At 71.1% G+C, this 22,769-nt stretch carries 22 protein-coding genes and 1 pseudogene; 18 read left to right on the top strand and 5 right to left on the bottom strand.

Translation table 11 applies throughout. The features are described from left to right. The 4 genes and pseudogenes from ACFHWT_RS29375 to ACFHWT_RS29360 form a co-directional block, all read left to right on the top strand. On the top strand, positions 1-1,331 hold a 1,331-nt coding region (locus ACFHWT_RS29375), incomplete at its 5' end, for a polymorphic toxin-type HINT domain-containing protein (protein ID WP_416597902.1). After that, positions 1,332-1,862 carry a DUF4262 domain-containing protein gene (locus tag ACFHWT_RS29370; protein ID WP_416597901.1) on the top strand — a complete coding sequence of 177 codons (531 nt, stop codon included), beginning with the start codon at positions 1,332-1,334 and terminating at the stop codon, positions 1,860-1,862. It abuts the gene before it with no gap. A gap of 291 nt (positions 1,863-2,153) precedes the next feature. Continuing rightward, positions 2,154-2,336 (top strand): annotated as a pseudogene (locus tag ACFHWT_RS29365) (DUF397 domain-containing protein); the annotation flags it as partial. Positions 2,337-2,547: 211 nt separating this feature from the next. Further along, a complete protein-coding gene (locus ACFHWT_RS29360) occupies positions 2,548-3,651 on the top strand; it encodes a D-alanine--D-alanine ligase family protein (protein ID WP_416568493.1) in 1,104 nt (367 codons plus the stop codon). A 63-nt stretch (positions 3,652-3,714) separates the two neighbouring features. Here ACFHWT_RS29360 and ACFHWT_RS29355 read toward each other — a convergent pair whose 3' ends face one another. After that, positions 3,715-4,401: a DUF3515 family protein gene (locus ACFHWT_RS29355; protein WP_416597900.1), complete on the bottom strand. Its 687-nt coding sequence runs from the start codon at positions 4,399-4,401 to the stop codon at positions 3,715-3,717. Next, positions 4,398-4,631 carry an Lrp/AsnC ligand binding domain-containing protein gene (locus ACFHWT_RS29350; RefSeq protein WP_123600471.1) on the bottom strand — a complete coding sequence of 78 codons (234 nt, stop codon included), beginning with the start codon at positions 4,629-4,631 and terminating at the stop codon, positions 4,398-4,400. The genes ACFHWT_RS29355 and ACFHWT_RS29350 overlap by 4 nt, the downstream gene beginning before the upstream one ends. Before the next feature lie 112 nt (positions 4,632-4,743). Between ACFHWT_RS29350 and ACFHWT_RS29345 the strand changes: the two genes are divergently transcribed. Both ACFHWT_RS29345 and ACFHWT_RS29340 read left to right on the top strand, forming a co-directional pair. Continuing rightward, positions 4,744-5,682, top strand: a complete 939-nt coding sequence (locus ACFHWT_RS29345; RefSeq protein ID WP_282229799.1) for a thiamine-phosphate kinase — start codon at positions 4,744-4,746, stop codon at positions 5,680-5,682. A gap of 63 nt (positions 5,683-5,745) precedes the next feature. Next, a complete protein-coding gene (locus ACFHWT_RS29340; protein WP_416597904.1) occupies positions 5,746-6,231 on the top strand; it encodes a GNAT family N-acetyltransferase in 486 nt (161 codons plus the stop codon). A 96-nt stretch (positions 6,232-6,327) separates the two neighbouring features. On the opposite strand, the gene rpmB is transcribed toward ACFHWT_RS29340, so the two are convergent. Next, complete coding sequence (gene rpmB / locus ACFHWT_RS29335) at positions 6,328-6,522, bottom strand: 50S ribosomal protein L28 (protein WP_123600473.1); 195 nt, start codon at positions 6,520-6,522, stop codon at positions 6,328-6,330. A gap of 231 nt (positions 6,523-6,753) precedes the next feature. Here rpmB and ACFHWT_RS29330 point away from each other — a divergent pair, with 231 nt between their 5' ends. Next, on the top strand, positions 6,754-8,454 hold the full coding sequence (locus tag ACFHWT_RS29330; RefSeq protein ID WP_416597899.1) for a DAK2 domain-containing protein: 1,701 nt from the start codon (positions 6,754-6,756) through the stop codon (positions 8,452-8,454). 22 nt (positions 8,455-8,476) lie between these two features. Then, positions 8,477-10,690 carry an ATP-dependent DNA helicase RecG gene (gene recG / locus ACFHWT_RS29325; protein WP_416597898.1) on the top strand — a complete coding sequence of 738 codons (2,214 nt, stop codon included), beginning with the start codon at positions 8,477-8,479 and terminating at the stop codon, positions 10,688-10,690. A 130-nt stretch (positions 10,691-10,820) separates the two neighbouring features. Here the strand turns inward: recG and ACFHWT_RS29320 are convergent, their stop codons facing one another. Beyond that, on the bottom strand, positions 10,821-12,002 hold the full coding sequence (locus ACFHWT_RS29320) for a cell wall anchor protein (RefSeq protein WP_416597897.1): 1,182 nt from the start codon (positions 12,000-12,002) through the stop codon (positions 10,821-10,823). 400 nt (positions 12,003-12,402) lie between these two features. Between ACFHWT_RS29320 and rsmD the strand changes: the two genes are divergently transcribed. The 8 genes from rsmD to mutM all read left to right on the top strand — a co-directional run bounded on the left by rsmD (position 12,403) and on the right by mutM (position 17,810). Then, positions 12,403-12,966 (top strand): 16S rRNA (guanine(966)-N(2))-methyltransferase RsmD, encoded by a 564-nt coding sequence (rsmD, locus tag ACFHWT_RS29315; RefSeq protein ID WP_416597896.1) that lies wholly within the window; start codon positions 12,403-12,405, stop codon positions 12,964-12,966. Next, complete coding sequence (coaD, locus tag ACFHWT_RS29310) at positions 12,963-13,457, top strand: pantetheine-phosphate adenylyltransferase (RefSeq protein WP_278167761.1); 495 nt, start codon at positions 12,963-12,965, stop codon at positions 13,455-13,457. The genes rsmD and coaD overlap by 4 nt, the downstream gene beginning before the upstream one ends. Before the next feature lie 218 nt (positions 13,458-13,675). Further along, positions 13,676-14,173: a hypothetical protein gene (locus ACFHWT_RS29305; protein ID WP_123604406.1), complete on the top strand. Its 498-nt coding sequence runs from the start codon at positions 13,676-13,678 to the stop codon at positions 14,171-14,173. An 81-nt stretch (positions 14,174-14,254) separates the two neighbouring features. Continuing rightward, positions 14,255-14,818 (top strand): YceD family protein, encoded by a 564-nt coding sequence (locus ACFHWT_RS29300; protein WP_123600479.1) that lies wholly within the window; start codon positions 14,255-14,257, stop codon positions 14,816-14,818. A gap of 5 nt (positions 14,819-14,823) precedes the next feature. After that, positions 14,824-14,997 (top strand): 50S ribosomal protein L32, encoded by a 174-nt coding sequence (gene rpmF / locus ACFHWT_RS29295; protein ID WP_123600480.1) that lies wholly within the window; start codon positions 14,824-14,826, stop codon positions 14,995-14,997. A 133-nt stretch (positions 14,998-15,130) separates the two neighbouring features. Continuing rightward, positions 15,131-16,093, top strand: coding sequence for a phosphate acyltransferase PlsX (locus tag ACFHWT_RS29290; RefSeq protein ID WP_416597903.1), 963 nt, complete (start codon positions 15,131-15,133; stop codon positions 16,091-16,093). Next, complete coding sequence (rnc, locus tag ACFHWT_RS29285) at positions 16,090-16,914, top strand: ribonuclease III (protein WP_416597895.1); 825 nt, start codon at positions 16,090-16,092, stop codon at positions 16,912-16,914. The genes ACFHWT_RS29290 and rnc overlap by 4 nt, the downstream gene beginning before the upstream one ends. A gap of 41 nt (positions 16,915-16,955) precedes the next feature. After that, positions 16,956-17,810, top strand: a complete 855-nt coding sequence (gene mutM / locus ACFHWT_RS29280; protein WP_416597894.1) for a bifunctional DNA-formamidopyrimidine glycosylase/DNA-(apurinic or apyrimidinic site) lyase — start codon at positions 16,956-16,958, stop codon at positions 17,808-17,810. Between the two features lie 11 nt (positions 17,811-17,821). On the opposite strand, the gene ACFHWT_RS29275 is transcribed toward mutM, so the two are convergent. Further along, the gene (locus tag ACFHWT_RS29275; protein ID WP_416597893.1) at positions 17,822-19,348 is read right to left on the bottom strand and encodes a CAP domain-containing protein; all 1,527 of its coding nucleotides are present in this window, start codon (positions 19,346-19,348) and stop codon (positions 17,822-17,824) included. Positions 19,349-19,765: 417 nt separating this feature from the next. Between ACFHWT_RS29275 and ACFHWT_RS29270 the strand changes: the two genes are divergently transcribed. Beyond that, entirely contained in the window at positions 19,766-19,960 is a 195-nt protein-coding gene (locus ACFHWT_RS29270) for a hypothetical protein (RefSeq protein WP_123600485.1), read from the top strand. Between the two features lie 276 nt (positions 19,961-20,236). After that, the coding region (gene smc, locus ACFHWT_RS29265; RefSeq protein ID WP_416597892.1) for a chromosome segregation protein SMC at positions 20,237-22,769 on the top strand (2,533 nt) is incomplete at its 3' end.

The following is a 22,769-nucleotide window of genomic DNA, read 5'->3' as shown; positions in this document are numbered from 1 at the left end:
TCATGGACCCGGCCGACCCCCAGCAGATGCACGGCTACGCCTACGCCAACAACAACCCCACTACCTACTCGGACCCCACCGGTCTGTACATCACTGGAGACAACGACGGTCACGTATGGTCCTATGGGAAAAAGAACGGCAAACACGTCACCAAAAACTACACGCCGAAAAGTGCGTCGCCGGAGTCCTACGAAAAAGTAACGGTTGTTGCGAACCAGAATTATCGTGTCGAGACCAACGGGTTCGGTCAGGTTTTCCTGAACGACTACCCCATCCCCTCGGGCGGACCCGACGCCGCTGAGCTAGTGGGATACCTGGCAGAGCACTGCCAAGGTGACCGGTGGTGTCACGGTGAGTTCCATTGTGGGAATTACTTGAGTTGCGACCAGATGAACACATACCTGGACGCAAATGCCGTTTTGTATCAGATTTGTACGAAAGGCTACTGTAGCAATGACTTTTGGGAAAAGGTGGCCGACGACAACATTATTTTGGTCGGACTCGTGCATGGAATGTTCGAAGGGTTGGGGGCCGTCGGTGGCGGTGGTCGTAGGATAAAGACTGGCTTGCCGCTTCACAGTGACTTCCGATACTATTTGAGTGCCTGCAAGAATAGTTTCGCTTCGGCGACATTGGTCCTCATGGCAGACGGAAGCACCAAGAAGATCGAGCAGGTGGAGGTCGGCGACATGGTGCTGGCGACCGACCCTGAAACCGGCCGGACTGCGCAAAAAAGTGTCACCGACACGATCACGGGAGCTGGCGACAAAAGCCTCGTTGCTGTAACAATCGAGTCAGATAAGGGCAATCCGGGAGCCGAAGGTAAAACCCTGATTGCTACCGACCGGCACCCATTCTGGCTTCCAAAACTTGATAAGTGGGTGGATGCTGATGATCTCGAAATCGGACAATGGCTTCGCACCTCCACTGGCACCTACGTGCAGATTTCGGCGATCAGCCGGTGGGTCGAGCGTCGCACCGTCTACAATCTAACCGTCGCCGACATCCATACATACTATGTGCTCGCCGACAACACGCCGGTACTTGTGCACAACTGCCCGGTCGCTCCAGGGGGGCGCCCCGGCAAGGATTTCACTCCTGCCGAGAAAAGGGCAGTGTGGGACGAGAATGGAAATAGTTATGGTGTGAATGTTTGTGAGCGTTGTGGCGTAGAGGTTTCGAAGCCGAGAAAATCGGAGCGCGGTGTCACTCCACCCACCAACGAAGGGCAGGTTGATCATATCGTACCCAAGTCCCGTGGCGGGTCGGGCGACAGGTCGAACGGACAGTTGCTATGTCGTTTATGCAACCGGGAGAAGTGGGATAACTAGATGCAGACAAAGTGGCCGCATGACGAATCCTGTGAGCTTTGTGGTGTTGAGCGTGAGTCAAAAATAAAGGCCGCTGGTCGGCGTGCTGGCCTGCTCGCAAACATACGCAATTACGGGTTTCATAAAGTGGGTGTGTTTTCTGAGATTCCGGAAGAGCCAAGCTTCTCATATTCGATCGGATTATACCACACTCGCGGCCATCCCGAGATCATTATCTTGGGCTTAGATATTGATACGGAATTTGCGATTCTGGATACAATCGCAGGACTCATCAAAGAGGGTGGCGAGTTTCGGCATGGATCTGAATCGTCTGATATATTGAGTAATATGGCAGTCAAGTTTGTGGAATTTTCAAGATCTCATTATGGGGATTACTTGGGGCAGGCTGAGAACTTTTATCTGACGGACAACTTTCCGGTCCTGATGGTTGCTTGGCCTGATCGTGATGGGGTGTTTCCGTGGGCAGAGGGAAGTCCGGAATGGCTAATGCGGAGGCAGCCAGCCTTGTGGTCTAGATTGCCGAGTGTGTAGTGGTCGTCATGGCTGGTGCTCCAAGTCCTGGCTGCGGTCCCCGACCCACGTCCCACAGTGGAGGTCGTTCGGAGTCCAGGACCGGCCGGTGACCCGGGCTAGAGGTTGTCTAGTAACTCGGTGATACGTTGCCGGTCAACGGTGTCGGCATCATCCCGCCAGGATGATGTTGTTGAGGTGGGCGATCCCAGAAGCGGTGTCGGTCAATGTGTGGGCGGCGCAGGCAATCAGGGACGCGGTGAAGGAGATCGACAAGTGAACGCTGGCGTGATTCCCGCCGCTCGGTAGTTCAGGTCGAGCCGGAGCAACGGGCAGAACAACTGTGTGGAGGCCGCGTTACTGAGGGACGGCAGTGTGGCGCTACGGGACAGCAAGGACATGTCCGGTCCGGTGCTGCGGTTCGACCCGGGCACGTGGTCGACCTTCGTCGACGGTGTGAAGGCGGGCGGGCTCGCCTGCGCATGGCGCCGGTAGCCCGCCGCCCGACGAACGCGGGTCCCGGGTCCTCAGCTACTCGGCGGTTACTCCTTGCATCATCAGGAGGATCCCGGGCCGGTCAGGGCACGGTGGGCGGGTACGCAGAGTAGGGTCAGCCGCGTGAGCGCGAAGACGTGAACCGCGTACCGCCGGGCTCCCCCGACCATGCCCGGCGGGCGCGTGCAGGCCGCGAACGAAAGGCACCCCTGTGACCAGCCCAGCCAAGACCCGCGTCGCCATCGTCTTCGGCGGCCGCAGCACCGAGCACGCGATCTCCTGCGTCAGCGCCGGCAGCATCCTGGCCGCCCTGGACACCGACGAGTACGAGATCGTCCCGGTCGGCATCACCCGCGCCGGGCGGTGGGTGCTCACCACCGGCGACGGCAGCCAGCTGGCCATCACCGACCGGCAACTGCCGGAGATCACCGACCGGTCCGGCTCGGCCGTGGTGCTGCCCGCCGACCCGACCGGCAACGGGATCATGGTGCTGGACCCGGCCGACGGTCCGGCCGCTGCCCTGGCCGGCGTCGACGTCGTCTTCCCGGCGCTGCACGGCGCGTACGGCGAGGACGGCACCATCCAGGGGCTGCTGGAGATGGCCGGCATCCCGTACGTCGGGGCCGGGGTGTTCGCCTCGGCCGCCGCGATGGACAAGGAGTTCACCAAGAAGCTGGCCACCGTCGAGGGCATCCCGACCGGCCCGTACGCGGTGCTGCGCCCCGGGGTGAGCCTCAGCGACGCCGACAAGGAGCGCCTCGGCCTGCCGGTGTTCGTCAAGCCGTCGCGGGCCGGTTCGTCGTACGGCATCACCAAGGTCTCCGACTGGGCCGACCTGGACGCCGCCGTCGCCACCGCCCGGGAGATCGACCCGAAGGTGCTGATCGAGGCGGCGATCGTCGGCCGTGAGGTCGAGTGCGGGGTGATCGAGGGCGAGGCCGGCGGCGGCCCCGAGGCGTCCCTGCTGGCCGAGGTACGGGTGGTCACCGACCACGAGTTCTACGACTTCGAGGCCAAGTATCTGGACAACTCCTGCGAGTACGACATCCCGGCCGGGTTGTCGGAGCAGGTCACCCGGCAGGTGCAGGACTACGCCTGCCGCACCTTCACCGCGCTGGACTGCGCCGGTCTGGCCCGGGTCGACTTCTTCGTCACCGACGACAACCAGATCTACCTCAACGAGATCAACACCATGCCGGGGTTCACCCCGACTTCGATGTTCCCGCGGATGTGGGCGGCCGCTGGCCTGGAGTACCCGAAGCTGGTGGACCGGCTGATCCGTACCGCGCTGAGCCGGGGCACCGGGCTGCGCTGACCGGCCGCCAGGACCCCAGACCGGCCCCGAGCAGAGCGGGACCAGAGCGGACCGGACCCAGAGTCAGGCGCGGCAGCCGCGCGGGGCGGCGTCCGCGTCGCTGGGCACCGTCTCGATCAGCGGGTCGGCGAACGCGGTCACCCACTGGCCCGGTTCGTCGTACGAGCCGGGCACGCTCACCCGCACCGGGATCTCCCGGTCGACGGTGGTCCAGACGGTGGCGTCGGCCTGCTCGGCGGCGTGCCAGCAGACCCCGTCCAGCGCGTACACCAGGTCGGTCGGCGGGAACTCCGCCGCCGGCACCCCGCAGGCGACGGTGATCGGCGGTTCGCCGTACGCCGCGTTCTGCTCGGCGCCGTCGGTGACCCGACGCTGCGGCAGGTCGCGCAGCGCACCCGGCAGTTGGGAGACCAGCGCCCGGCAGACGATCTCGGCGCGTTCGTCCAACGTCGGGGCGGCGATCTGCACCGGCGTGGTCGGCACCGGCGCGACACCGGCCGACGCCGCCGCCGACGGGTCCGCGGCGGCCCCCGGGTCGTCGTCGGACCCGGCCGGGGCGAGCCGGCTGAACGCGGCGAGCGCCACGATCACGGTCAACGGCAACGCCACCACGGTCGCCCAGATGGCCGCCTGCCGGGTCGTCCGGTCCGGCCCATCCGGAGCCGCCGGCCTGTCCGGAGACCGTCCGTCCGGAGCCGGATCGCCGGCCGGCGAGCCGGCGGCAGAGACGTCCACCTGCTCAGTCGTCACAGTCGTACCACCGAACACGTCAGGGTCCGGGTGATGCCCGGCACCATCTGGACCCGGCTGACTATCATCGTCCCGAGTTCGTCCACGGTGTGCGCCTCGGTGAGCACGACCACGTCGTACGGCCCGGTCACCGCGTCCACCCGGACCACGCCGGAGATGTCCGCGATCGCGTCGGCGACGTCGCGTGCCTTTCCGACTTCGGTCTGGATGAGGATGTATGCCTGGACCACGACCCGACTCCTATCCGCCGCCCGGGAGCGGCTCGAACGTGAAACTACCGTACGGAGCAGGCCGGATTCATGACGGTGCCCGAGTGGAGACGACAATGATCGAGGTGGACCGGTGAATGTGGCACAGGCCGGTGAATTCGGGCTCATCTCCCGGGTCACCGCGCGGCTGCACCCGGGGGCCGCCACCCTGCTCGGCCCCGGCGACGACGCGGCCGTGGTGGCCGCCTCGGACGGCCGGGTGGTCGCCTCCACCGACGTGCTCGTCGAGGGCCGGCACTTCCGGCGGGACTGGTCCAGCGCCGTCGACGTCGGGCACCGCGCGGCCGCCGCGAACCTCGCCGACATCGTGGCGATGGGGGCGGTGCCGACCGCGTTGCTGGTGGCGCTCTGCGCCCCGCCGGAGACCGACGCCGGCTGGGCCGAGGACCTGGCGGTCGGCCTGTCCGACGAGGCGGCCAAGGTCGGCGCGAGCGTGGTCGGCGGCGACATGTCGGCCAGCCCGACCCTGACCATCGCGGTGACCGCCCTCGGCGACCTGCACGGCGCCACCCCGGTGCTGCGCGGCGGCGCGCACGCCGGTGACGTGCTGGCCATCGCGGGCCGGCTCGGCTACGCCGCCGCCGGCTACACGGTGCTGTCCCGCGGCTTCCGGTCACCGAAGCTGCTCGTGGAGGCGTACCGACGCCCCGAGGTGCCGTACGCCGCCGGCCCGGCCGCCGCGAACGTCGGCGCCAGCGCCATGATCGACATCTCGGACGGGCTGATCGCCGACCTGGGCCATGTCGCCACCGCCAGCCGGGTCGGTATCGACCTGCGCCGGGCCGCCTTCGAGGTGCCGCCGCAGATGCGCGACACCGCCAACGCGCTCGGCGTCGACCCGTACCAGTGGATCTTCGGCGGTGGTGACGACCACGCCCTGGCCGCGACGTTCCCCGAGGATTTGCCGCTGCCGAAGGGCTGGCGGCGGGTCGGCCACGTGGTCAAGGGCGCCGGGGTCACCGTCGACGGCCAGCCCTACCAGGGCGTCGCCGGCTGGGAACACTTCCAGTGAGGCCGCGCCGGTCACCGCTGAGCCACCGCCGGTGACCGCACTACGCTTTACCGCGTGACTGATCTGCTTCAGGCCGGCGTCGAGATCCGCCGGGTCCGCTACACCGACGCGGTGGCGCAACGCCTGGTGGCCGCCGCCATGGCCGATCTGGGTGCCCGCTACGGCGGCACCGGCGACGACACCCCGGTCGACCCGGCCCACTTCGACCCGCCCGGCGGTGCCTTCCTGATCGCCCACCTGGACGGGGCGCCGGCCGGCTGCGCCGGCTGGCGCAGCCACGGCAGCTCCGGCGAGGACGCCGAGCTGAAGCGGATGTACGTCGCCGACGCCGCCCGCGGTCGCGGGGTGGCCCGCGCGCTGCTCGCCGCCGTCGAACGCTCCGCCGCCGGCCAGGGCCGCCGCCGGGTCATCCTGGAGTGCGGCGACAAGCAGCCCGAGGCGATCGCGCTCTACAGCAGCAGCGGGTACGCCCGGATCCCGAACTTCGGCTACTACCGGGACTCGCCGGGCTGCCTGTCCTTCGGCCGGGTGCTCACCGCCGAGTGGTGACGGGTGCTCAGCGCCGACTGGTGACCGTACACAGTCAGCCGCCGGACCCGATCGGGTCCGGCGGCTGCTGAAACGTCGAGGTCGTGGGCGGCGCGGTCAGGCGCCCCGGACCACCTTGCCGGCCTTGAGGCAGGAGGTGCAGGCATTCACCTTGCGGGTGTTGCCGCCACCGGCCGGGGTGCGAACGGTCTGGATGTTCGGGTTCCAACGGCGGTTGGTCTTCTTCTTCGACCACGGCACGTTGTGACCGAAGCCCGGCCCTTTGCCACAGACGTCGCACACGCTAGCCACGGGATACTCCTGGGGATTTGTCGTTCATCAGGTCGCCGGTCGCCGGGACACACCACGCCCAGACAACCTGGCCAGGCTACCCGATCGACCACCCGGGCGGCCAATCGCCCTGCCCCGGCCGGCCCGTTGCCGCCGCCCGGCCGCACCGGGTCGTCTCCGCGTGCCGCCCGCCCGGCCGCACCCGGGTCGTCTTCACGGCGGCTGTTGGCGTGCGCCAGTAGGCTCATCGCCGTGCTGGACACCCTTGACGCCGCCGCCGTGCGCCGGTGGTGTTCGGGTGCGCTGGCCGCGCTGCGTCGCCACCAGGGCGAGATCGACGCGCTCAACGTCTACCCGGTGCCGGACGGTGACACCGGCACCAACCTGGTCCTCACCCTCACCTCGGCCCAGCATGCCCTGGCCCTCGACCTGGACAACTCCTCCGAGGGGGAGCAGACCTCGCACGGGCGGGTGCTGCGGCTGATGGCCCGGGGCGCGCTGCTCGGTGCCCGGGGCAACTCCGGGGTGATCGTCTCGCAGATCCTGCGCGCGCTGGCCGACGCGCTCACCGACACCGCCGTGGTGCGCGGCCGGGCCCTCGCGTCGGCGCTGACCGCCGCCACCGACGCGGCGTACGCGGCGGTCGCCCGCCCGGTCGAGGGGACGGTGCTGACCGTGGTCGCCGCCGCCGCGCGGGCCGCCGACCGGACCGGCTCCGACGACCTCGCCACCGTGGTACGGGCCGCCGCCTCGGCCGCTCGCGACGCCCTCGCCGCGACCCCCGGTCAGCTGCCGGTGCTGGCCCGCGCCGGGGTGGTCGACGCCGGGGGTCGCGGCCTGTGCCTGCTGCTCGACGCGTTGGCCGCCGTGGTCGGCACCCTGGTCCCCGACAGCACCGGCGATCACGCGGCCGACCCCGGCGATTCCGCCTACCGGGTACCCGGTAACCCCGGCGGCGTCGGTTCCGCCGTCGACTCGCACAGTGGGGCCGGCTCCGAGTGGTACGGCTACGAGGTGCAGTTCCTGCTCGAAGCGCCGGCCGGGGCGGTCGACCGGATGCGGGCCGCACTTGCCGAGATCGGCGACTCGCTGGTCGTCGTCGGCTCCGACGCAGGGGACGATGACGACGGGGGCTACGACGCAGGGGACGGCGACAGGGACGATGCCGACGGGCACGATCCGGTGTGGAACGTGCACGTGCACGTCGACGACATCGGCGCCGCCATCGAGGCCGGCATCGCCGCCGGTCGCCCGTACCAGATCTCGGTCACCCGGTTCGCCGACCAGCCGGCGCCGCCGGTCGCCGGCCGGGCCGCCGTGGTGGTCGCCGCCGGCACCGGCCTCGCAGCCCTGTTCACCGGTGAGGGCGCCGGCGTGGTCGGCGGTTCGCCGTCCACCGCCGAGCTGCTCGACGCCATCCGCCGCACCGGCGCCGCCGAAGTGGTGGTGCTGCCCAACGACCCTGACACCCAGGCCGTCGCCGGTCTCGCCGCCCGGGAGGCCGAGGCCGGCGGCGTCACCGTCGCCGTCGTGCCGACCCGGTCACCGGTGCAGGCCCTCGCCGCGCTCGCCGTCCGCGACCCGCGACGCCGCTTCGCCGACGACGTCATCGCGATGGCCGAGGCCGCCGGCGCCTGCCGGTACGCCGAGGTCTGCCACGCCGCCCGGGAAGCGCTCACCGTCGCCGGCCGCTGCCGCCCCGGCGACGTGCTCGCCCTGGTCGAGGGGGAGGTGCTGCTGATCGGCACCGACCTGGCCGGCACCTGCCGCAACCTGCTGGACCAGCTGCTCGGCGGCGGCGGTGAACTGGTCACCCTGATCATCGGCGAGCAGGCACCGGACGGCCTGGGCGAGGCGGTTGCGGCGCACGTCGCCCGCTGCTGGCCGTTCGCCGAGGTGCACACCTTCGTCGGCGGGCAGCCGCACTACCCGCTGCTGGTAGGGATCGAATGACGCAGCCGTTGTTGGGGGCCGGATGACGCAGCCGTGCACGATGGACAGTCCGTTGAAGGTCAACCTGGGCGCGAAGACCGCCAAGGCGATGGCCGACCACCTCGACCTGCACACCGTAGGGGACCTGCTCTACCACTTCCCGCGCCGCTACGACCAGCGCGGCGAACACACCGACATCCGTTCGCTGGAGGTGGGGGAGCAGGTCACTGTCCTGGGCCAGGTGCGGCGGACCTCCGTACGGCCGATGCGCCAACGGCGCGGCAAGCTGCTCGAAGTGGTCGTCGAGGACGGCACCGGCGGCACCCTGACGTTGACCTTCTTCGGCAACCAGGCGTGGCGGGAACGGGACCTGAAACCGGGCCGCTGGGGGCTGTTCGCCGGCAAGGTGACCGAGTTCCGGGGCGTACGCCAGCTCAACGGCCCCGAGTACGTGCTGCTCGGTGACGGCGCCGCCGATGGCGAGGTGGCCGCCGAGGACCCGGTGGAGGAGTTCGCCGGTGCGCTGATCCCGGTCTACCCGGCCGCCGCCGCCGTGCCGACCTGGGTGATCGCCCGCTGTGTACGGACCGTGCTGGACGTGCTCACCCCGCCCGAGGATCCGATGCCGGCGGCGGTACGGGCCAGCCGCAACCTGCTCGGTATGCACCCGGCGCTGCGGCAGATCCACCGCCCGGCCGACGAACCGGAGCTGTTCCAGGCCCGGCGGCGGCTCAAGTGGGACGAGGCGTTCGCCGTACAGCTGACGTTGGTGCAGCGCAAGCTGCGCGCCGCCGACTGGCCGGCGCGGCCCCGGCCCCGCGCGGACGCCGGCCTGCTGGCCGCGTTCGACGCCCGCCTGCCGTACGAGTTGACCGACGGTCAGCGGCGCATCGGCGAGGAGATCGCCGCCGACCTGGCCACCGCGCATCCGATGCACCGGCTGCTGCAGGGCGAGGTCGGCTCCGGCAAGACGGTGTGCGCGCTGCGGGCGATGCTGCAGGTCGTCGACGCTGGCGGGCAGGCGGCGCTGCTCGCCCCGACCGAGGTGCTGGCCGCCCAGCACCACCGGGGCATCCAGGAGCTGCTGGGCCCGCTGGGGCGGGCCGGTGAGCTGGACGGCGACCCGGCCGGCACCCGGGTGACGCTGGTCACCGGGTCGCTGGGTGCGGCGGCTCGGCGGGCCGCCCTGGACGAGGTCCGCGACGGCCGGGCCGGCATCGTGATCGGCACCCACGCCCTGCTGTACGAGGGCGTCGATTTCGCCGACCTGGGCCTGGTCGTCGTCGACGAGCAGCACCGGTTCGGGGTGGAGCAGCGCGACGCGTTGCGGGCCAAGGCCGAGCAGCCGCCGCACGTGCTGGTGATGACGGCCACCCCGATCCCGCGGACGGTCGCCATGACCGTGTACGGCGACCTGGAGGTCTCCGCGCTCACCCAGCTGCCCGGCGGCCGGTCGCCGATCGTCTCGCACGTGGTGCCGGCGGCGGAGAAGCCGGCCTTCCTGGAGCGGGCCTGGCGGCGGGTACGCGAGGAGGTGTCCGCCGGCCATCAGGCGTACGTGGTCTGCCCGCGCATCGGTGACGCGACCGGAACCGGCGCCGACGAGGAGCCCTCCGGCGCCGGCGACGATCCCGGGGCGCGCCGGCCGCCGCTGGCGGTGACCGAGGTGGCGCCGCTGCTCGCCGACGGGCCGCTGCACGGGCTGCGGATCGAGGTGCTGCACGGGCGGCTGCCGGCCGACGCCAAGGACGCGGTGATGCGCTCCTTCGCCGCCGGTGACGTCGACGTGCTGGTCGCCACGACGGTGGTCGAGGTCGGGGTGAACGTGCCGAATGCCACCGTGATGATCGTGCTGGACGCCGACCGGTTCGGGGTGTCGCAGCTGCACCAGCTGCGCGGCCGGGTCGGTCGGGGCTCGGCGGCCGGGCTGTGCCTGCTGGTCACCGACGCCGCCGACGGTACGCCGGCCCGCGAACGGCTTGACGCGGTGGCGTCGACCACCGACGGGTTCCGGCTGGCCGAGCTGGATCTGGAGCAGCGCCGCGAAGGTGACGTGCTGGGCGCGACTCAGTCGGGTCGCCGGTCCCATCTGCGGCTGTTGTCGCTGCTGCGCGACGCCGACCTGATCGGGCAGGCCCGGGCCGAGGCAATCGACCTGCTCGGCGACGATCCGGAGCTGACCCGGCATCCGGCGCTGGCGGCATCCGTCGGCACTCTGGTCGACGCCGAACGCGCCGAGTACCTGGAGAAGGGCTGAACCGCGGCCGGGGGAGACGGTCTGTGGGCAGGCAGGCGGAAGGGCGCCGACCGGGGGGATGGTCGACGCCCTTCCTCGGGGTGGTGCGGGGGGATGACTGGTCAGTCAGTCACGACCAGGTGTGGCTGACTCAGGCGGTGAAGGTGACCCGCCGACGACGCGCCAGGTAGAACAGCACGCCACCGATGGCCAGCAGCGCGATGGCGCCAGCGGCGAGACCGCCAGCGGCGGCACCGGTGACCGGCAGGGAGCCTTCGTCACCGTCGCCCGCGCCGCTTCCGCCGTCCTCGTCGCAGTCCTCGGGCTGCTCCCAGAGGAACGGCTCCACGGTTTCGAGGCCGTCACCGCTCGGGGTGACCTCGAGCCCGTCGAACGCCTCGAAGGCGACGCTGCCGGTCTCGCCCGGCTCGACGGTCAGCTCCTGCGCCTCGCCCTCGTTCGGGGTGAAGGTGACGGTGATGCTCTCGCCGTCCTCCGGGTTCGTGAGGGTGAAGATCATCTGGTCGCAGGTGTACTCGACGGTGCCCTCTGGATCGGCGGGCTCGACGCAGTCTTCCGGCTCGGTCCAGGCGCTCTCGGCGAGCGGCTCCTCGGAGCCTTCCTCGGTCACGACGATCGAGGAGGCGTTCTCCGCCGGAACGGTGACGGTGATGTGCGCTGCGGGCTGCACGGTGACGGATTCGGTGAAGTCGGCCGCACCGGTGACGGTGAACTTGGCTGGCGCGGTGCCGCCCTCGCCGTTGACCAGGGTGACGGCGACCGACCCGTCACAGGCCGACGCGAACGTCACGGACGGGTTGGGCGTGGGCTTGATGCACTCGCCGTCGAAGGTCACCGAGCCGACGCCGGTCCGCTCGACCTGCTTCTTCCCGCCCAGCACCCGGAACTTCCACTTGGCGGTGACCGACAGGGTGGCCTCGGTCGCGTCGCCCGGTACGACCTGGGTGCCGGTGAGTTCGCCCTCGCCGGCCGTCGGGATGACCGCACCCTTGCCGAACCCGTCCAGGGTGGTGCCCTCCGGAGAGAGGCTCATCTCCTTGACGGTCGCGTCCCGCTTGACCTGGAAGTCGTGCTTGGAGAGCTCCTCACGCTCCAGCTTGTTCTGGCTCACGGTCCAGTCGACCAGCCAGTTGCCGGTTTCCGCGTCGCAGGTCGCCTCGCCGGTGACGGTCACGACGAACAGCTTGAAATTTTCCTTGTGGTTGCCGGTGGCGGCCGCAGGCGCGCCGAAGGCGGCGATGCTCGCCAGGCCGATCGTCGCGCCGGCCGCGATGGCCAGGGCGCGCCGAAGCGGAGACTTCAGACGGTTCACAGGTACTCCCGAGTGAGGGGTTCAGGGGCCCGGCGCGGGCGTGCGCCACCTGACTGGTGAGGTGCAGTCGATGACCGGTGCGACAACGTCCCGCGTCGTGCGTGGTGTCCGGCGTGTCCCACCGGCACAGCGCCAGACCTTAGCTGTTCCTGAACTGGCGTGGTGACCCACAGGTCCGGCTAAGAATGATGTTGTCGATCCGAGACAATTGATAGACGCAACGTGTTCGCCGTCCACCTCGCGAGTGGCTTTCTCCGCCTCATCTGCTTCTGCGGCAACGAGAGATCCACCTGGTCACACGAGTGCGGATTCGGCCGTCCGGGTCGGCATTCGACCGGTTTGGCTGATCGCGTAGCGTGCCGGGGATGAGCGCACCGGCCGCCGTTGGGGTCCGCCGCCGATGACCCGGATCATCTCCGGCCGGCTTGGCGGCCGGCGGATCGCCACGCCGCCCGGCGCGAACACCCGGCCCACCTCCGACCGGGTCCGTGAGGCACTGTTCAGCACCCTCGGCACGATGACCGACCTGGTCGGGGCGCGGTTCGCCGATCTCTACGCGGGCAGCGGCGCGGTGGGTCTGGAGGCGCTGTCCCGGGGCGCCGAACACGTCCTGCTGGTCGAGTCCGACGCGCGGGCCGCCCGTACCCTGCGGGCGAACATCGCCGCGCTGGGAGCCAGCACCGGTGCCCGACTGATCACTGCCAAGGTCGCGACCGCGCTGGCCACGCCGCCGGACGGCGGCGGCTACGACGTGGTCTTCGCCGACCCGCCGTACGCGGTGACCGACGCCGAACTCCGGACCGTCCTGGACAGCCTCGTCGTCGGCGGCTGGCTCGCCCCGCACGCCGTCGTGGTGATCGAGCGGTCCGCCCGGGGACCGGCGTTGACCTGGGTGGAAGGCGTCACTGCCGAGCGCGGGCGGCGTTACGGCGAGACCATGCTTTGGTACGGTCGGCGATCATGAGACGAGCGGTGTGCCCCGGCTCTTTCGACCCGGTCACCAACGGACATCTCGACATCATCGGCCGGGCCAGCCGGCTGTTCGACGAGGTCATCGTGGGTGTCCTGATCAACCAGTCCAAGGCTGGCCTGTTCACCATCGACGAGCGGATATCGATGCTCCGCGAAGTGACCGGGTCGTACCGCAACGTTCGGGTCGCGTCGTTCCGTGGCCTGCTGGTGGACTTCTGCCGTGCCCAGGAGGCGGCCGTCGTGGTCAAGGGCCTGCGGGCGGTCAGCGACTTCGACTACGAACTGCAGATGGCGCAGATGAACATCGGCCTGGCCGGGGTGGAGACGCTGTTCATGCCGACCAACCCGCTCTACTCGTTCCTCTCCTCCAGCCTGGTCAAGGAGGTCGCCAAGTGGGGCGGTGACGTCTCGGCGCACCTGCCCGAGGCGGTCCACGACCGGCTGCTCGCCCGGGTCACCGCGCCGCCCACCCAGCAGGTGTGAACCGGGCCGGTCCGGCAGCTCCGGGCGGGCCGACCGAGCCGCGATCAACCGCCCGGCGCGTCGCGACGCGCCCGGACTCGGGGTGGGATGGACCACATGTCGTCCTGGGTCGCATCATGATGGAGCGCCGACCGGTCCGGCAGTTGGGATGATGACGTTCTGGCCCGGCCTTGCCATCATGGTGGGTCGACCCTCCGACAACAGGGAGTGAGATGCCGGTGGATCCATTCGACCGCATCGACGAGATCATCGCGATGGTGGAGACTGCGCGGGCCGTGCCGATGTCCCGGAACAACTGCATGATCGACCGGGCCGAGATGATCGGTGTCCTGGACCAGTTCCGGGCCGAGCTCCCCGCCGACCTGCGCCGGGCGGCGGCGCTGCTGGAGGAACGCGACAAGATCATGGACGCCGGCAAGCGCGAGGCGGACCGGATCATCAGCGAGGGCGAGGCCGAGCACGCCCGGCTGGTGTCGGTGAACGAGATCACGGTCTCCGCCGAGCATGAGGGCGCGCGGATCGTCGCCGAGGCCCGCGCCGAGGCGCAGCGGCTGCGCGCCGAGGTCGACGACTACGTCGACACCGCGCTGGCCAACTTCGAGCAGTTCCTCACCCGGGCGCTGGCCTCGATAGAGCGTGGCCGGGACAAGATGCACGCGCTGCGGGAGATCGGTACCTTCTCCGGTGAAGAGAACGAACGCCCGCTGCCCTTCTGACTGACCGGTGCCCCGGTTCGACGCCGTCGCCGCTGCTCGGGTAACCTGTTTTGTCGGCCTCTACCAGGCCGGAGTCCAACTATGCGCAATCACTCGTCGAAGACACTCAACCCCAGGTCGCCGCTGGTTCTCGATACCCGGGAACTGCCGCGTCGCCCTGGCGCGTTGCGTACGGTGAGCCGGGTGGTGCCCGCGCCGGCGGACCTCGGGCTGGAGCTGAACGGCGTACCGGAAGGCGCCGACCTGAGCCTCGATCTGCGGCTCGAGTCGGTCTCCGAAGGGGTGCTCGTCTCCGGGACGGTCTCCGGGCCGGTCTCTGGCGAGTGCGGGCGGTGCCTGCGCCCGATCAGCGAGTCGCTGACCGTCCCGATCCAGGAGCTGTACGCGTACGAGAACAGCACCACGGACGAGACGACCGACATCGACGAGGTGGGCCGGTTGCAGGGCGATCTGATCGACCTGGAGCCGGCACTGCGGGACGCGGTGGTGCTTGCACTGCCGACCACCCCGCTGTGCCGCAGCGACTGCCCTGGGCTGTGCCCCGACTGCGGGGTGCACTGGGACGAGCTGCCGGACGACCACAACCACCAACAGGTCGACCCGAGGTGGGCCGGCCTGTCGCAACTGACCCGCCAAGAGGAGTAAGAGCCGTGGCCGTTCCCAAGCGCCGGATGTCCCGCAGCAACACCCGTTCCCGCCGGTCCCAGTGGAAGACCACGCCGGTGGTGACCGTCGAGTGCCCGCAGTGCAAGTCCGCGAAGCTGCCGCACACCGCGTGCACCGTCTGCGGCACCTACAACGGCCGCCAGGTCATCGAGGTCTGATCCGGTCGTCGTGACGCCGCCGGTCTCCGACCGGGCGGCGCGGACTTCCCGGCGAACGCCGGGTGCCTCGTCTCGGGAGCGGGCCGGCCGGCCGGCACCGGCCGGCGCTGACTCCGGGACTGGCACCTCGCGGATCGCCGTCGACCTCCTCGGCGGGGATGGGGCACCCGCCGTCGTGGTTGACGGCGCTCTGCGCGCCTGCCGCGCCGATCCCGATCTCCAGCTCCTGCTCGTCGGCCCGCCGGACGCGGCGGACGACGTTCGCGCCGCGCTGCCCGACGACCAGCGCCGACGGATCACCGTACGCCCGACAGGCGCGCCTGGCGGGATGGCGGCCGGTGCCGCTGCAGAGCCCGGCACCGGCCGGGCCGACGAATCGATCCGGGCCGGCATGGCCGCCGCCGCCGACGGCGCGGCCGACGCGTTCATCTCCGCCGGGTCCAGCGGCGCGATCGTCACCGCCGCAGCGCTCGGGCTCGGCCGGTGGCCGGCCGTACGCCGGCCCGCCCTGGTCGCCACCGTCCCGGCGGTTGCCGGCCCGGTGGTGCTGCTCGACGTCGGCGCCACAGTCGAGGCACGCCCGGCGACCCTGACCCAGCACGCCCTGTTCGGGGCCGCGTACGGTGCCGCGCGACTCGGTTTGGACCGGCCCCGGGTCGGACTGCTCTCGATCGGTGCCGAGCCGGGCAAGGGCGACCGGGTTCGGCGTACCGCCGACACTCTGCTGCGGAGCCTCACCCTGCCCGCCGACGGCCGGTACGTCGGGCTGGTCGAAGGGCACGACGTCACACTTGGCGACGGCATCGACGTGGTCGTCACCGACGGCTTCACCGGCAACGTGCTGCTCAAGGGCATCGAAGGCGCGTACGCGATGGCCGGCGGCCCGGAGCCGGGCCGGATCGCGCCCCGGGCGGCGGCCCTGCTCGGCGTCGCCGGGACGGTGGTGGTCTGCCACGGTGCCGCCAGCGGCGCCGACATCGCCGCCGGCATCACCCTCGCCGCCGGGCTGCATCGTGGCCGGGTGACCGCGACAGTCGCCCGGATGCTCGACGACATCACCCGGCTGATCGCAGAACAGGACGAGGTATCGCCATGAGCAACAACCAGTTCCGTCGTCCGCCGGTGGCTCACCTGGAGGCCGCGTTCGGTGTGGCGTTCGAACCGGACCTGCTGGAACGGGCGTTGACCCACCGGTCGTACGCGTACGAGAACGGCGGTCTGCCCACCAACGAGCGGTTGGAGTTCCTCGGCGACTCGGTGCTCGGTGTGGTGATCACCTCGGCGTTGTTCCACAGCCACCCCGACCTGCCGGAAGGGCAACTGGCCAAGCTGCGGGCCAGCGTGGTCAACATGCGGGCGCTCGCCGAGGTGGCCCGATCCCTCGGCCCGCACGGGCTCGGCCCGTACCTGCTGCTCGGCAAGGGGGAGGAGAGCACCGGCGGGCGGGACAAGGCGAGCATCCTGGCCGACACCCTGGAGGCGCTGCTCGGCGCGATCTACCTGCAGTACGGGCTGGACACCGCGTCGATCGTGATCCGCCGGCTGTTCGACCCGTTGATGGCGGACTCCGCGAGCCGGGGCGCCGGGCTGGACTGGAAGACCAGCCTGCAGGAGCTGACCGCGACGCTCGGGCTGGGCGTGCCCGAGTACCGCATCGACGACGCCGGTCCGGACCACGCGAAGACCTTCACCGCCTGGGTGGTGGTCGCCGGGCAGCGCTACGGCGGGGCCGAGGGGCGCAGCAAGAAGGAGGCCGAGCAGCGGGCCGCCGAAGCCGCGTGGCGTACCCTCTCCGCGCAGCTGGCGGACTCCACCGCGGTCGCCGGCACCGCAGCGGCCGTTGACCAGCCGGGTCCGGCTTCCGACGCCGACGCCGGTCCGGCGGAGCCCGAGGACGGGCCGCCTGCCCAGGTCTGAGCACGAGAACACCACCGGCACCGGTCGGAGAAAGGCCTGTCATGCCAGAGCTGCCCGAGGTCGAGACGGTCCGGCAAGGGTTGGCCGGCTGGGTGATCGGCCGGCGGCTGGACACCGTGGAGGTGCGCCATCCCCGGGCGATCCGCCGGCACCTGCCCGGCCCGGTGCACTTCGCCGCCGTACTCGCCGGCCGCCAAATCATCGACGTACGTCGCCGTGGCAAGTACCTGTGGCTGCCGCTGGACAGCGGCGACGCGGTGGTCGGCCATCTCGGCATGTCCGGACAGCTGCTGCTGCAGCCGGCCCACGCCCCGGACGAGACGCACCTGCGGGTCCGCTTCCGGTTCGTCGACGGTGACCCGCAGCTGCGCTTCGTCGATCAGCGGACGTTCGGCGGGCTCGCCGTCTCGGCCGGTGGCGCCGAGTTGCCGGCCGAGATCGCGCACATCGCGCGGGATCCGCTCGACCCGGATTTCTCCGACACCGCGTTCGTCGCGGCGGTACGCCGACGTCGCACCGAGATCAAGCGGGCCCTGCTTGACCAGTCGCTGATCTCCGGGATCGGCAACATCTACGCCGACGAGGCGCTGTGGCGGGCCGGCCTGCACGGCACCCGACCGACCGACCGGCTGCCGGCCGCGACGGTCACCAGGCTGCTGGCACACGTACGGGACGTGCTGCGGGCGGCGGTCACCGAGGGTGGCACCAGTTTCGACGCGCTCTACGTCAACGTCAACGGCGAGAGCGGCTACTTCGACCGGTCACTCAACGTGTACGGGCGGGAGGACCAGCCCTGCACCCGGTGCGGGGCGCTGATCCGCCGGGAGTCGTTCATGAACCGGTCGTCGTTCAGTTGCCCGCGCTGCCAACCTAGGCCGCGGGCCGTCCGCCGCTGACCGACGTCAGCTCAGCGCTCCGACCCGAACATCTGCGTCCAGTAGAGGGTCCCGTTCGACGAGGTGGCCGTGCCGACCCCCATGGCGACCGCGTCGCAGTTGAGGATGTTGGCCCGGTGGCCAGGGCTGTTCATCCAGCCCTCCATGACCGCCTCGGCGGTGGGGTAACCGGCCGCCACGTTCTCGCCGATCGCCTGCTCGTAGCCGGCCCGCCTGGCACGTTCCCACGGGTCGCTGCCGTCGCTGCCTTCGTGCGACATGTCGTTGTTGGTCGCCTGGTCCTCGCTGTGCAACCGGGCCGCCTCGGCCAACTGGTCGTTGATCGTCACCGCGCCGCACCCGTTGTCGTCGCGCGCCGCGTTGACCAGCGCCAGGACCTGCTGCTGCCGGCTGGTGTCCCCGGTGGCGGTCTGCTGCGGCGCGGCACTGGTCTTCGCCGGCGCGGCAGTGGTGCGCTGCGGCCGGGAGCTTTCCGGGGCGGCGGTGCTACGGCGTGGGCTCGGGGCAGCCGAGGTCGGCGGTGGCGGTGCCGGGCTCGCAGCCGGGGTCGGGGCGGCACCGAGTTCGGCGTCGAGCACCTCCGGCTCGCCGATCTGCGGGTCCTCCGTACCAGCGGACTGTTCGGTGAGTGGGTCGGGAACCGGATCGACATCCGTTGTCACGACGGTGTCGTCGGTGCCTTCGGTTGAGTCGTCGCCGAACCCGGCGCGCAGCATCGCGCCGCCGCCACCGATCGCCACCAGCAGCACGACGACCAGCGTGGCCAGGGTGACCGGCCCGACGGCGAGCCGGCGCCGCCGGCCGTCGGCAACCTCCGGGTCCGAGCCGCCGCGCGCGTCGGACCGCCGCCGGCGGGCGGCACGGGCCAGCGGCCCGGCGTCGGTCGGGTCCTCACCCGGTCCCGGTCCCCGGTCGTCGTCGGCCCAGCGATCGTCGCCACCGGCCCAGCCGTCGTCACCACCGGGCCAGCCGTTGGCGTCGCCGGGCCCGTCGGCCAGGTCCCGCAGTACGCTGTACCGGTGCGTCCCGGTCTCGGCGTGCCAGGCGTCGCTGCCGGTCCTGTCGTACCCGTGCGGAGCGTCGGCGTACCCCGGTCCCTCGGCGTACCCCGGTCCGTCCGGGCGGGCGATCAGGTGGGTGTCGTACCCCTCGTCGGCGGGGCGGCCGTACGGCTGCGGGTGGTAGCCGTCCCCGATGGGGAGCTGCCCGGTCGGGTCGGCGGGGTAGTCGCCGTGGTCCACGCCGTCGTACGCCGAGTGCCCGTGGCGGTCCGCTCCGTAGGCCGGGTGACCGCCGCCGCCGTAACCGCCGTCGCCGGGGAACCGGCCGGCGGTCGGGTAGTCGTCGGCCGTCGCCGGGCCGGAGTAGCCGTCGGCCGAGGAAGGGCCGGGTCGCCAGCCGGCGTCGAGGTGGTCACGCCAGTAACTCTGCCCGAACCGGTCGGTGTCCCAGCCGGCGTCACCGAATGCGGTGTGGTCAGCGGGCGGCGTCGGATCGCCGGGGATGGATCCATCGACCCGGTCGTTGCGCCGGTACAAGGTCGTTGCCTCCGCAGGTGGGTGGTCGGCCCAGCGGGCCGCGTCCGGTGGGACCGGGGGCGCTGTGCCGGGTGCGACGCTAAGGCGTCCGACGGCACCCGGCAACGCCGCTAAGACAAACCGGCGATCCCGCTAAGGAAGAGATAAGGCGGACGGCTGTCCGGTTGAGGTTCTGTCGTTGACACTGTGATCTGTGCCGCTGAACCGCCGATCTTCGTACCTTTTGGGCGATAGATTCGGTGGAGGAGGTGGGGATCCTCGTCTGGTGGAACTTGACGAAGCGGCGACTTCGGCGGACCATGGGGGTGTCGCCAGTCGCGCCCAGTCGCGCCCCCGCATGCCCGGGGGTTGACCGACACGAGGGTTCACGGGCGCGCGTTGGCCGGCCTTTCCGGCAGCGCATTACAAGGAGACGAAATGGCGAAGGCCCTCTACGGCCACGTTGGTGCAGCACCCGACCGGCGCCTGCTCGACGAGGTCACCCGATTGCGTGCCACAGTACAGGCACTGGAGTTTGAGATCACCCGACTGCGGGCGGAGAACGACCGGCTCGCCGCAGCGGTCGCCGAGAGCGACGACCTGCTGCGGATCCCCGAGCCTGCGCTCACCTGATCTCCACGGGCGCCGGTGCAGGCCGGCGCCCGCCGCCAGTGACCGTACGTACCGCTGATCGCACGCACCCATCGCGCGCCGACACTCAAGTGCCGGCGCGCAGGTTTTTGTCCGGCCCCGTCCGTGGCCCCGTTCACGTCCCGTCCGTCTGCGGCCCCGGTCACGCGGTGCCCCGGCCGCGTCGGATCCGGTGACCGTCCGACCTACGGGTTAGCCTGTGCGGTACTGACCAGCACTGACGGCCGCACGGCGACCCGTCGGACGAGGAATCGGACCGTGCATCTCAAGAGTCTGACGGTGAAGGGCTTCAAGTCCTTCGCCTCCGCCACCACCCTGAAGCTGGAGCCCGGGATCACCTGCGTGGTCGGCCCGAACGGCTCGGGCAAGTCCAACGTCGTCGACGCCATCGCCTGGGTCCTCGGCGAGCAGGGCGCGAAGGCGCTGCGGGGCGGCAAGATGGAGGACGTCATCTTCGCCGGCACCGCCGGCCGGGCCCCGCTGGGCCGGGCCGAGGTCACGTTGACCATCGACAACACCGACGGTGCGTTGCCGATCGAATACACCGAGGTGTCGATCACCCGCCGGATGTTCCGCTCCGGTGAGAGCGAGTACGAGATCAACGGCAACCACTGCCGGCTGCTCGACATCCAGGAACTGCTCTCCGACTCCGGCATCGGCCGGGAAATGCACGTCATCGTCGGCCAGGGACAGCTCGACGCCGTACTGCACGCCAAGCCGGAGGACCGGCGGGCCTTCATCGAAGAGGCCGCCGGGGTGCTCAAGCACCGCAAGCGCAAGGAGAAGGCGCTGCGCAAGCTGACCGCGATGCAGACCAACCTGGACCGGTTGACCGACCTGACCGGCGAACTGCGCCGCCAGCTCAAACCGCTGGGCCGGCAGGCCGAGGTGGCCCGCCGGGCCGCCGGCATCCAGGCGGATCTGCGCGACGCCCGGCTGCGGCTGCTCGCCGACGACCTGACCACCCTGCGGACCACCCTCGACAAGGAGATCGCCGACGAGACGGCGCTACGGCAGCGCCGTACCGAGGTGGAGTCCGAACACGCCGAGGTGCAGTCCCGGCTGGCCGAGCTGGAGTCGGCGCTGGCCGAGGACGCGCCGCTGCTCGCCGCCGCCCAGGACACCTGGTACAAGCTCGCCGCCCTGCAGGAACGCTTCCGGTCGACCGAGCAGCTGGCCGGTGAACGGCTGCGGCACCTGTCCGGCGTGCCCGACGACGAACGACCCGGGCGTGACCCGGACCAGCTCACCGACGAGGCGCACCGGGTCCGCGAGCAGGAGGAGGAGCTGCGGGCCGCGTTGACCGAGGACCAGATCCGCCTCGCCGAAGCGGTGGAGGGCCGCCAGCAGCTGGAGGCACAGCTGGCCCAGGCCGAGCGGGCGCTGGTCGCCGCCGCCAAGGCGATCGCCGACCGGCGGGAAGGGCTGGCCCGGCTGACCGGCCAGGTCAACTCGGCACGGGCCCGCACCTCCAGCGCCGCAGACGAGATCTCCCGGCTCACCGCCGCGCACGCCGATGCGCAGGCCCGCGCCGACCAGGCCCAGCAGGAGCTGGACGCGGCCGCCGAACTGTCCACCGAGGCGGACCGGGACAACGCCGACCTGGACGCCCAGCACGCCGAGGCGGTCGCCGCGCACGACGCCGCCGCCGCCCAGGTACGGCAGCTGTCCGACGCCGAGCGCCGGGCCGAGAAGGAGGCCGCCACCTGGCAGGCGCGGGAGGACGCGCTGGCGATGGGGCTGCGCCGGGGCGACGGTGCCGGGGCGCTGCTGGCCCGGGCCGATCAGGTTCCCGGGCTGCTGGGCAGCCTGGCCGGCCTGCTCACCGTCGCGCCCGGAAACGAGGCGGCGCTGGCCGCCGCGCTGGGCGGTCTCGCCGACGCGGTGGCGGTCACCGGCGTCGACGAGGCGGCCGAGGCGATGCGGCTGCTCAAGATCCAGGACTCCGGCCGGGCCAGCCTGCTGGTCGCCGGACCCGCCGGACCCGGGATGATCGGCTCGCCGGACACCCTGCGGCCGGCGATGCCGCCCGGGGCGACCTGGGCACCGGACGCTGTCAGCTGCCCCGACGAGCTGCGCCCGGCGCTGCACCGGGCCCTGCGGGACGTGATCCTGGTCGGCGACCTCGCGGCGGCCACCGCGGCCGTCGCCGACCATCCGCAGCTGCGGGCGGTCACCCCGGACGGCGACGTTGTCGGCACCTACGCCGCCGCCGGCGGGTCCGCCAAGGCCCCCAGCTTCATCGAGGTGCAGGCGGCGGTCGAGGAGGCGCGCAGCAACCGGCTCACCGCCGAAGCCACCGTCGCCGAGCTGCGCGGGCAGCTGGACACCGCGCGGGAGGCGGCGGCCGGTCTCAAGGAGCAGGTCGCGCAGGCCGCCGCCGAGCGTCGACAGGCGGAGGGGCAACGCAACGCCGCTGCCCGCCGGCTCGCCGAGCTCGGCGCCGCGGCCCGGTCGGCACGGGCCGAGGCGGAGCGGCTCGGGGCCTCCCGGGACAAGGCAGCCGAGGCCCGGGACCGCGACCTGACCGCGTTGGAGGAGCTGGAGGAGCGGCTCCGGCTGGCCGAGGCGACCCCGATCGACGAGGAGCCGTCGACCGCCGAACGGGACTCCCTCGCCGCGATGCTGCCCGGTGCCCGGCAGAACGAGATGGAGGTCCGACTCGCGGTCCGTACCGCCGAGGAGCGGGTGTCGTCGATCGCCGGCCGGGCGGACTCGCTGCTGCGGCAGGCGGCGGCCGAGCGGGTGGCGCCGTCGAACACCGTGAGGTACTCGGGGCCGTCGACGATGA

It is taken from the genome of Micromonospora sp. LOL_021, assembly GCF_048060215.1.
Classification (GTDB): Bacteria; Actinomycetota; Actinomycetes; order Mycobacteriales; family Micromonosporaceae; genus Micromonospora_E.
This window is presented reverse-complemented; position numbering and strand designations above follow the sequence as displayed.

Coding starts and splice junctions, on each gene's coding strand:
- ACFHWT_RS29300 (WP_123600479.1), top strand. CDS start 14,255: ATGCGCAATCACTCGTCGAAGACACTCAACCCCAGGTCGCCGCTGGTT.
- coaD (WP_278167761.1), top strand. CDS start 12,963: ATGAGACGAGCGGTGTGCCCCGGCTCTTTCGACCCGGTCACCAACGGA.
- ACFHWT_RS29370 (WP_416597901.1), top strand. CDS start 1,332: ATGCAGACAAAGTGGCCGCATGACGAATCCTGTGAGCTTTGTGGTGTT.
- rnc (WP_416597895.1), top strand. CDS start 16,090: ATGAGCAACAACCAGTTCCGTCGTCCGCCGGTGGCTCACCTGGAGGCC.
- rsmD (WP_416597896.1), top strand. CDS start 12,403: ATGACCCGGATCATCTCCGGCCGGCTTGGCGGCCGGCGGATCGCCACG.
- ACFHWT_RS29270 (WP_123600485.1), top strand. CDS start 19,766: ATGGCGAAGGCCCTCTACGGCCACGTTGGTGCAGCACCCGACCGGCGC.
- recG (WP_416597898.1), top strand. CDS start 8,477: ATGACGCAGCCGTGCACGATGGACAGTCCGTTGAAGGTCAACCTGGGC.
- mutM (WP_416597894.1), top strand. CDS start 16,956: ATGCCAGAGCTGCCCGAGGTCGAGACGGTCCGGCAAGGGTTGGCCGGC.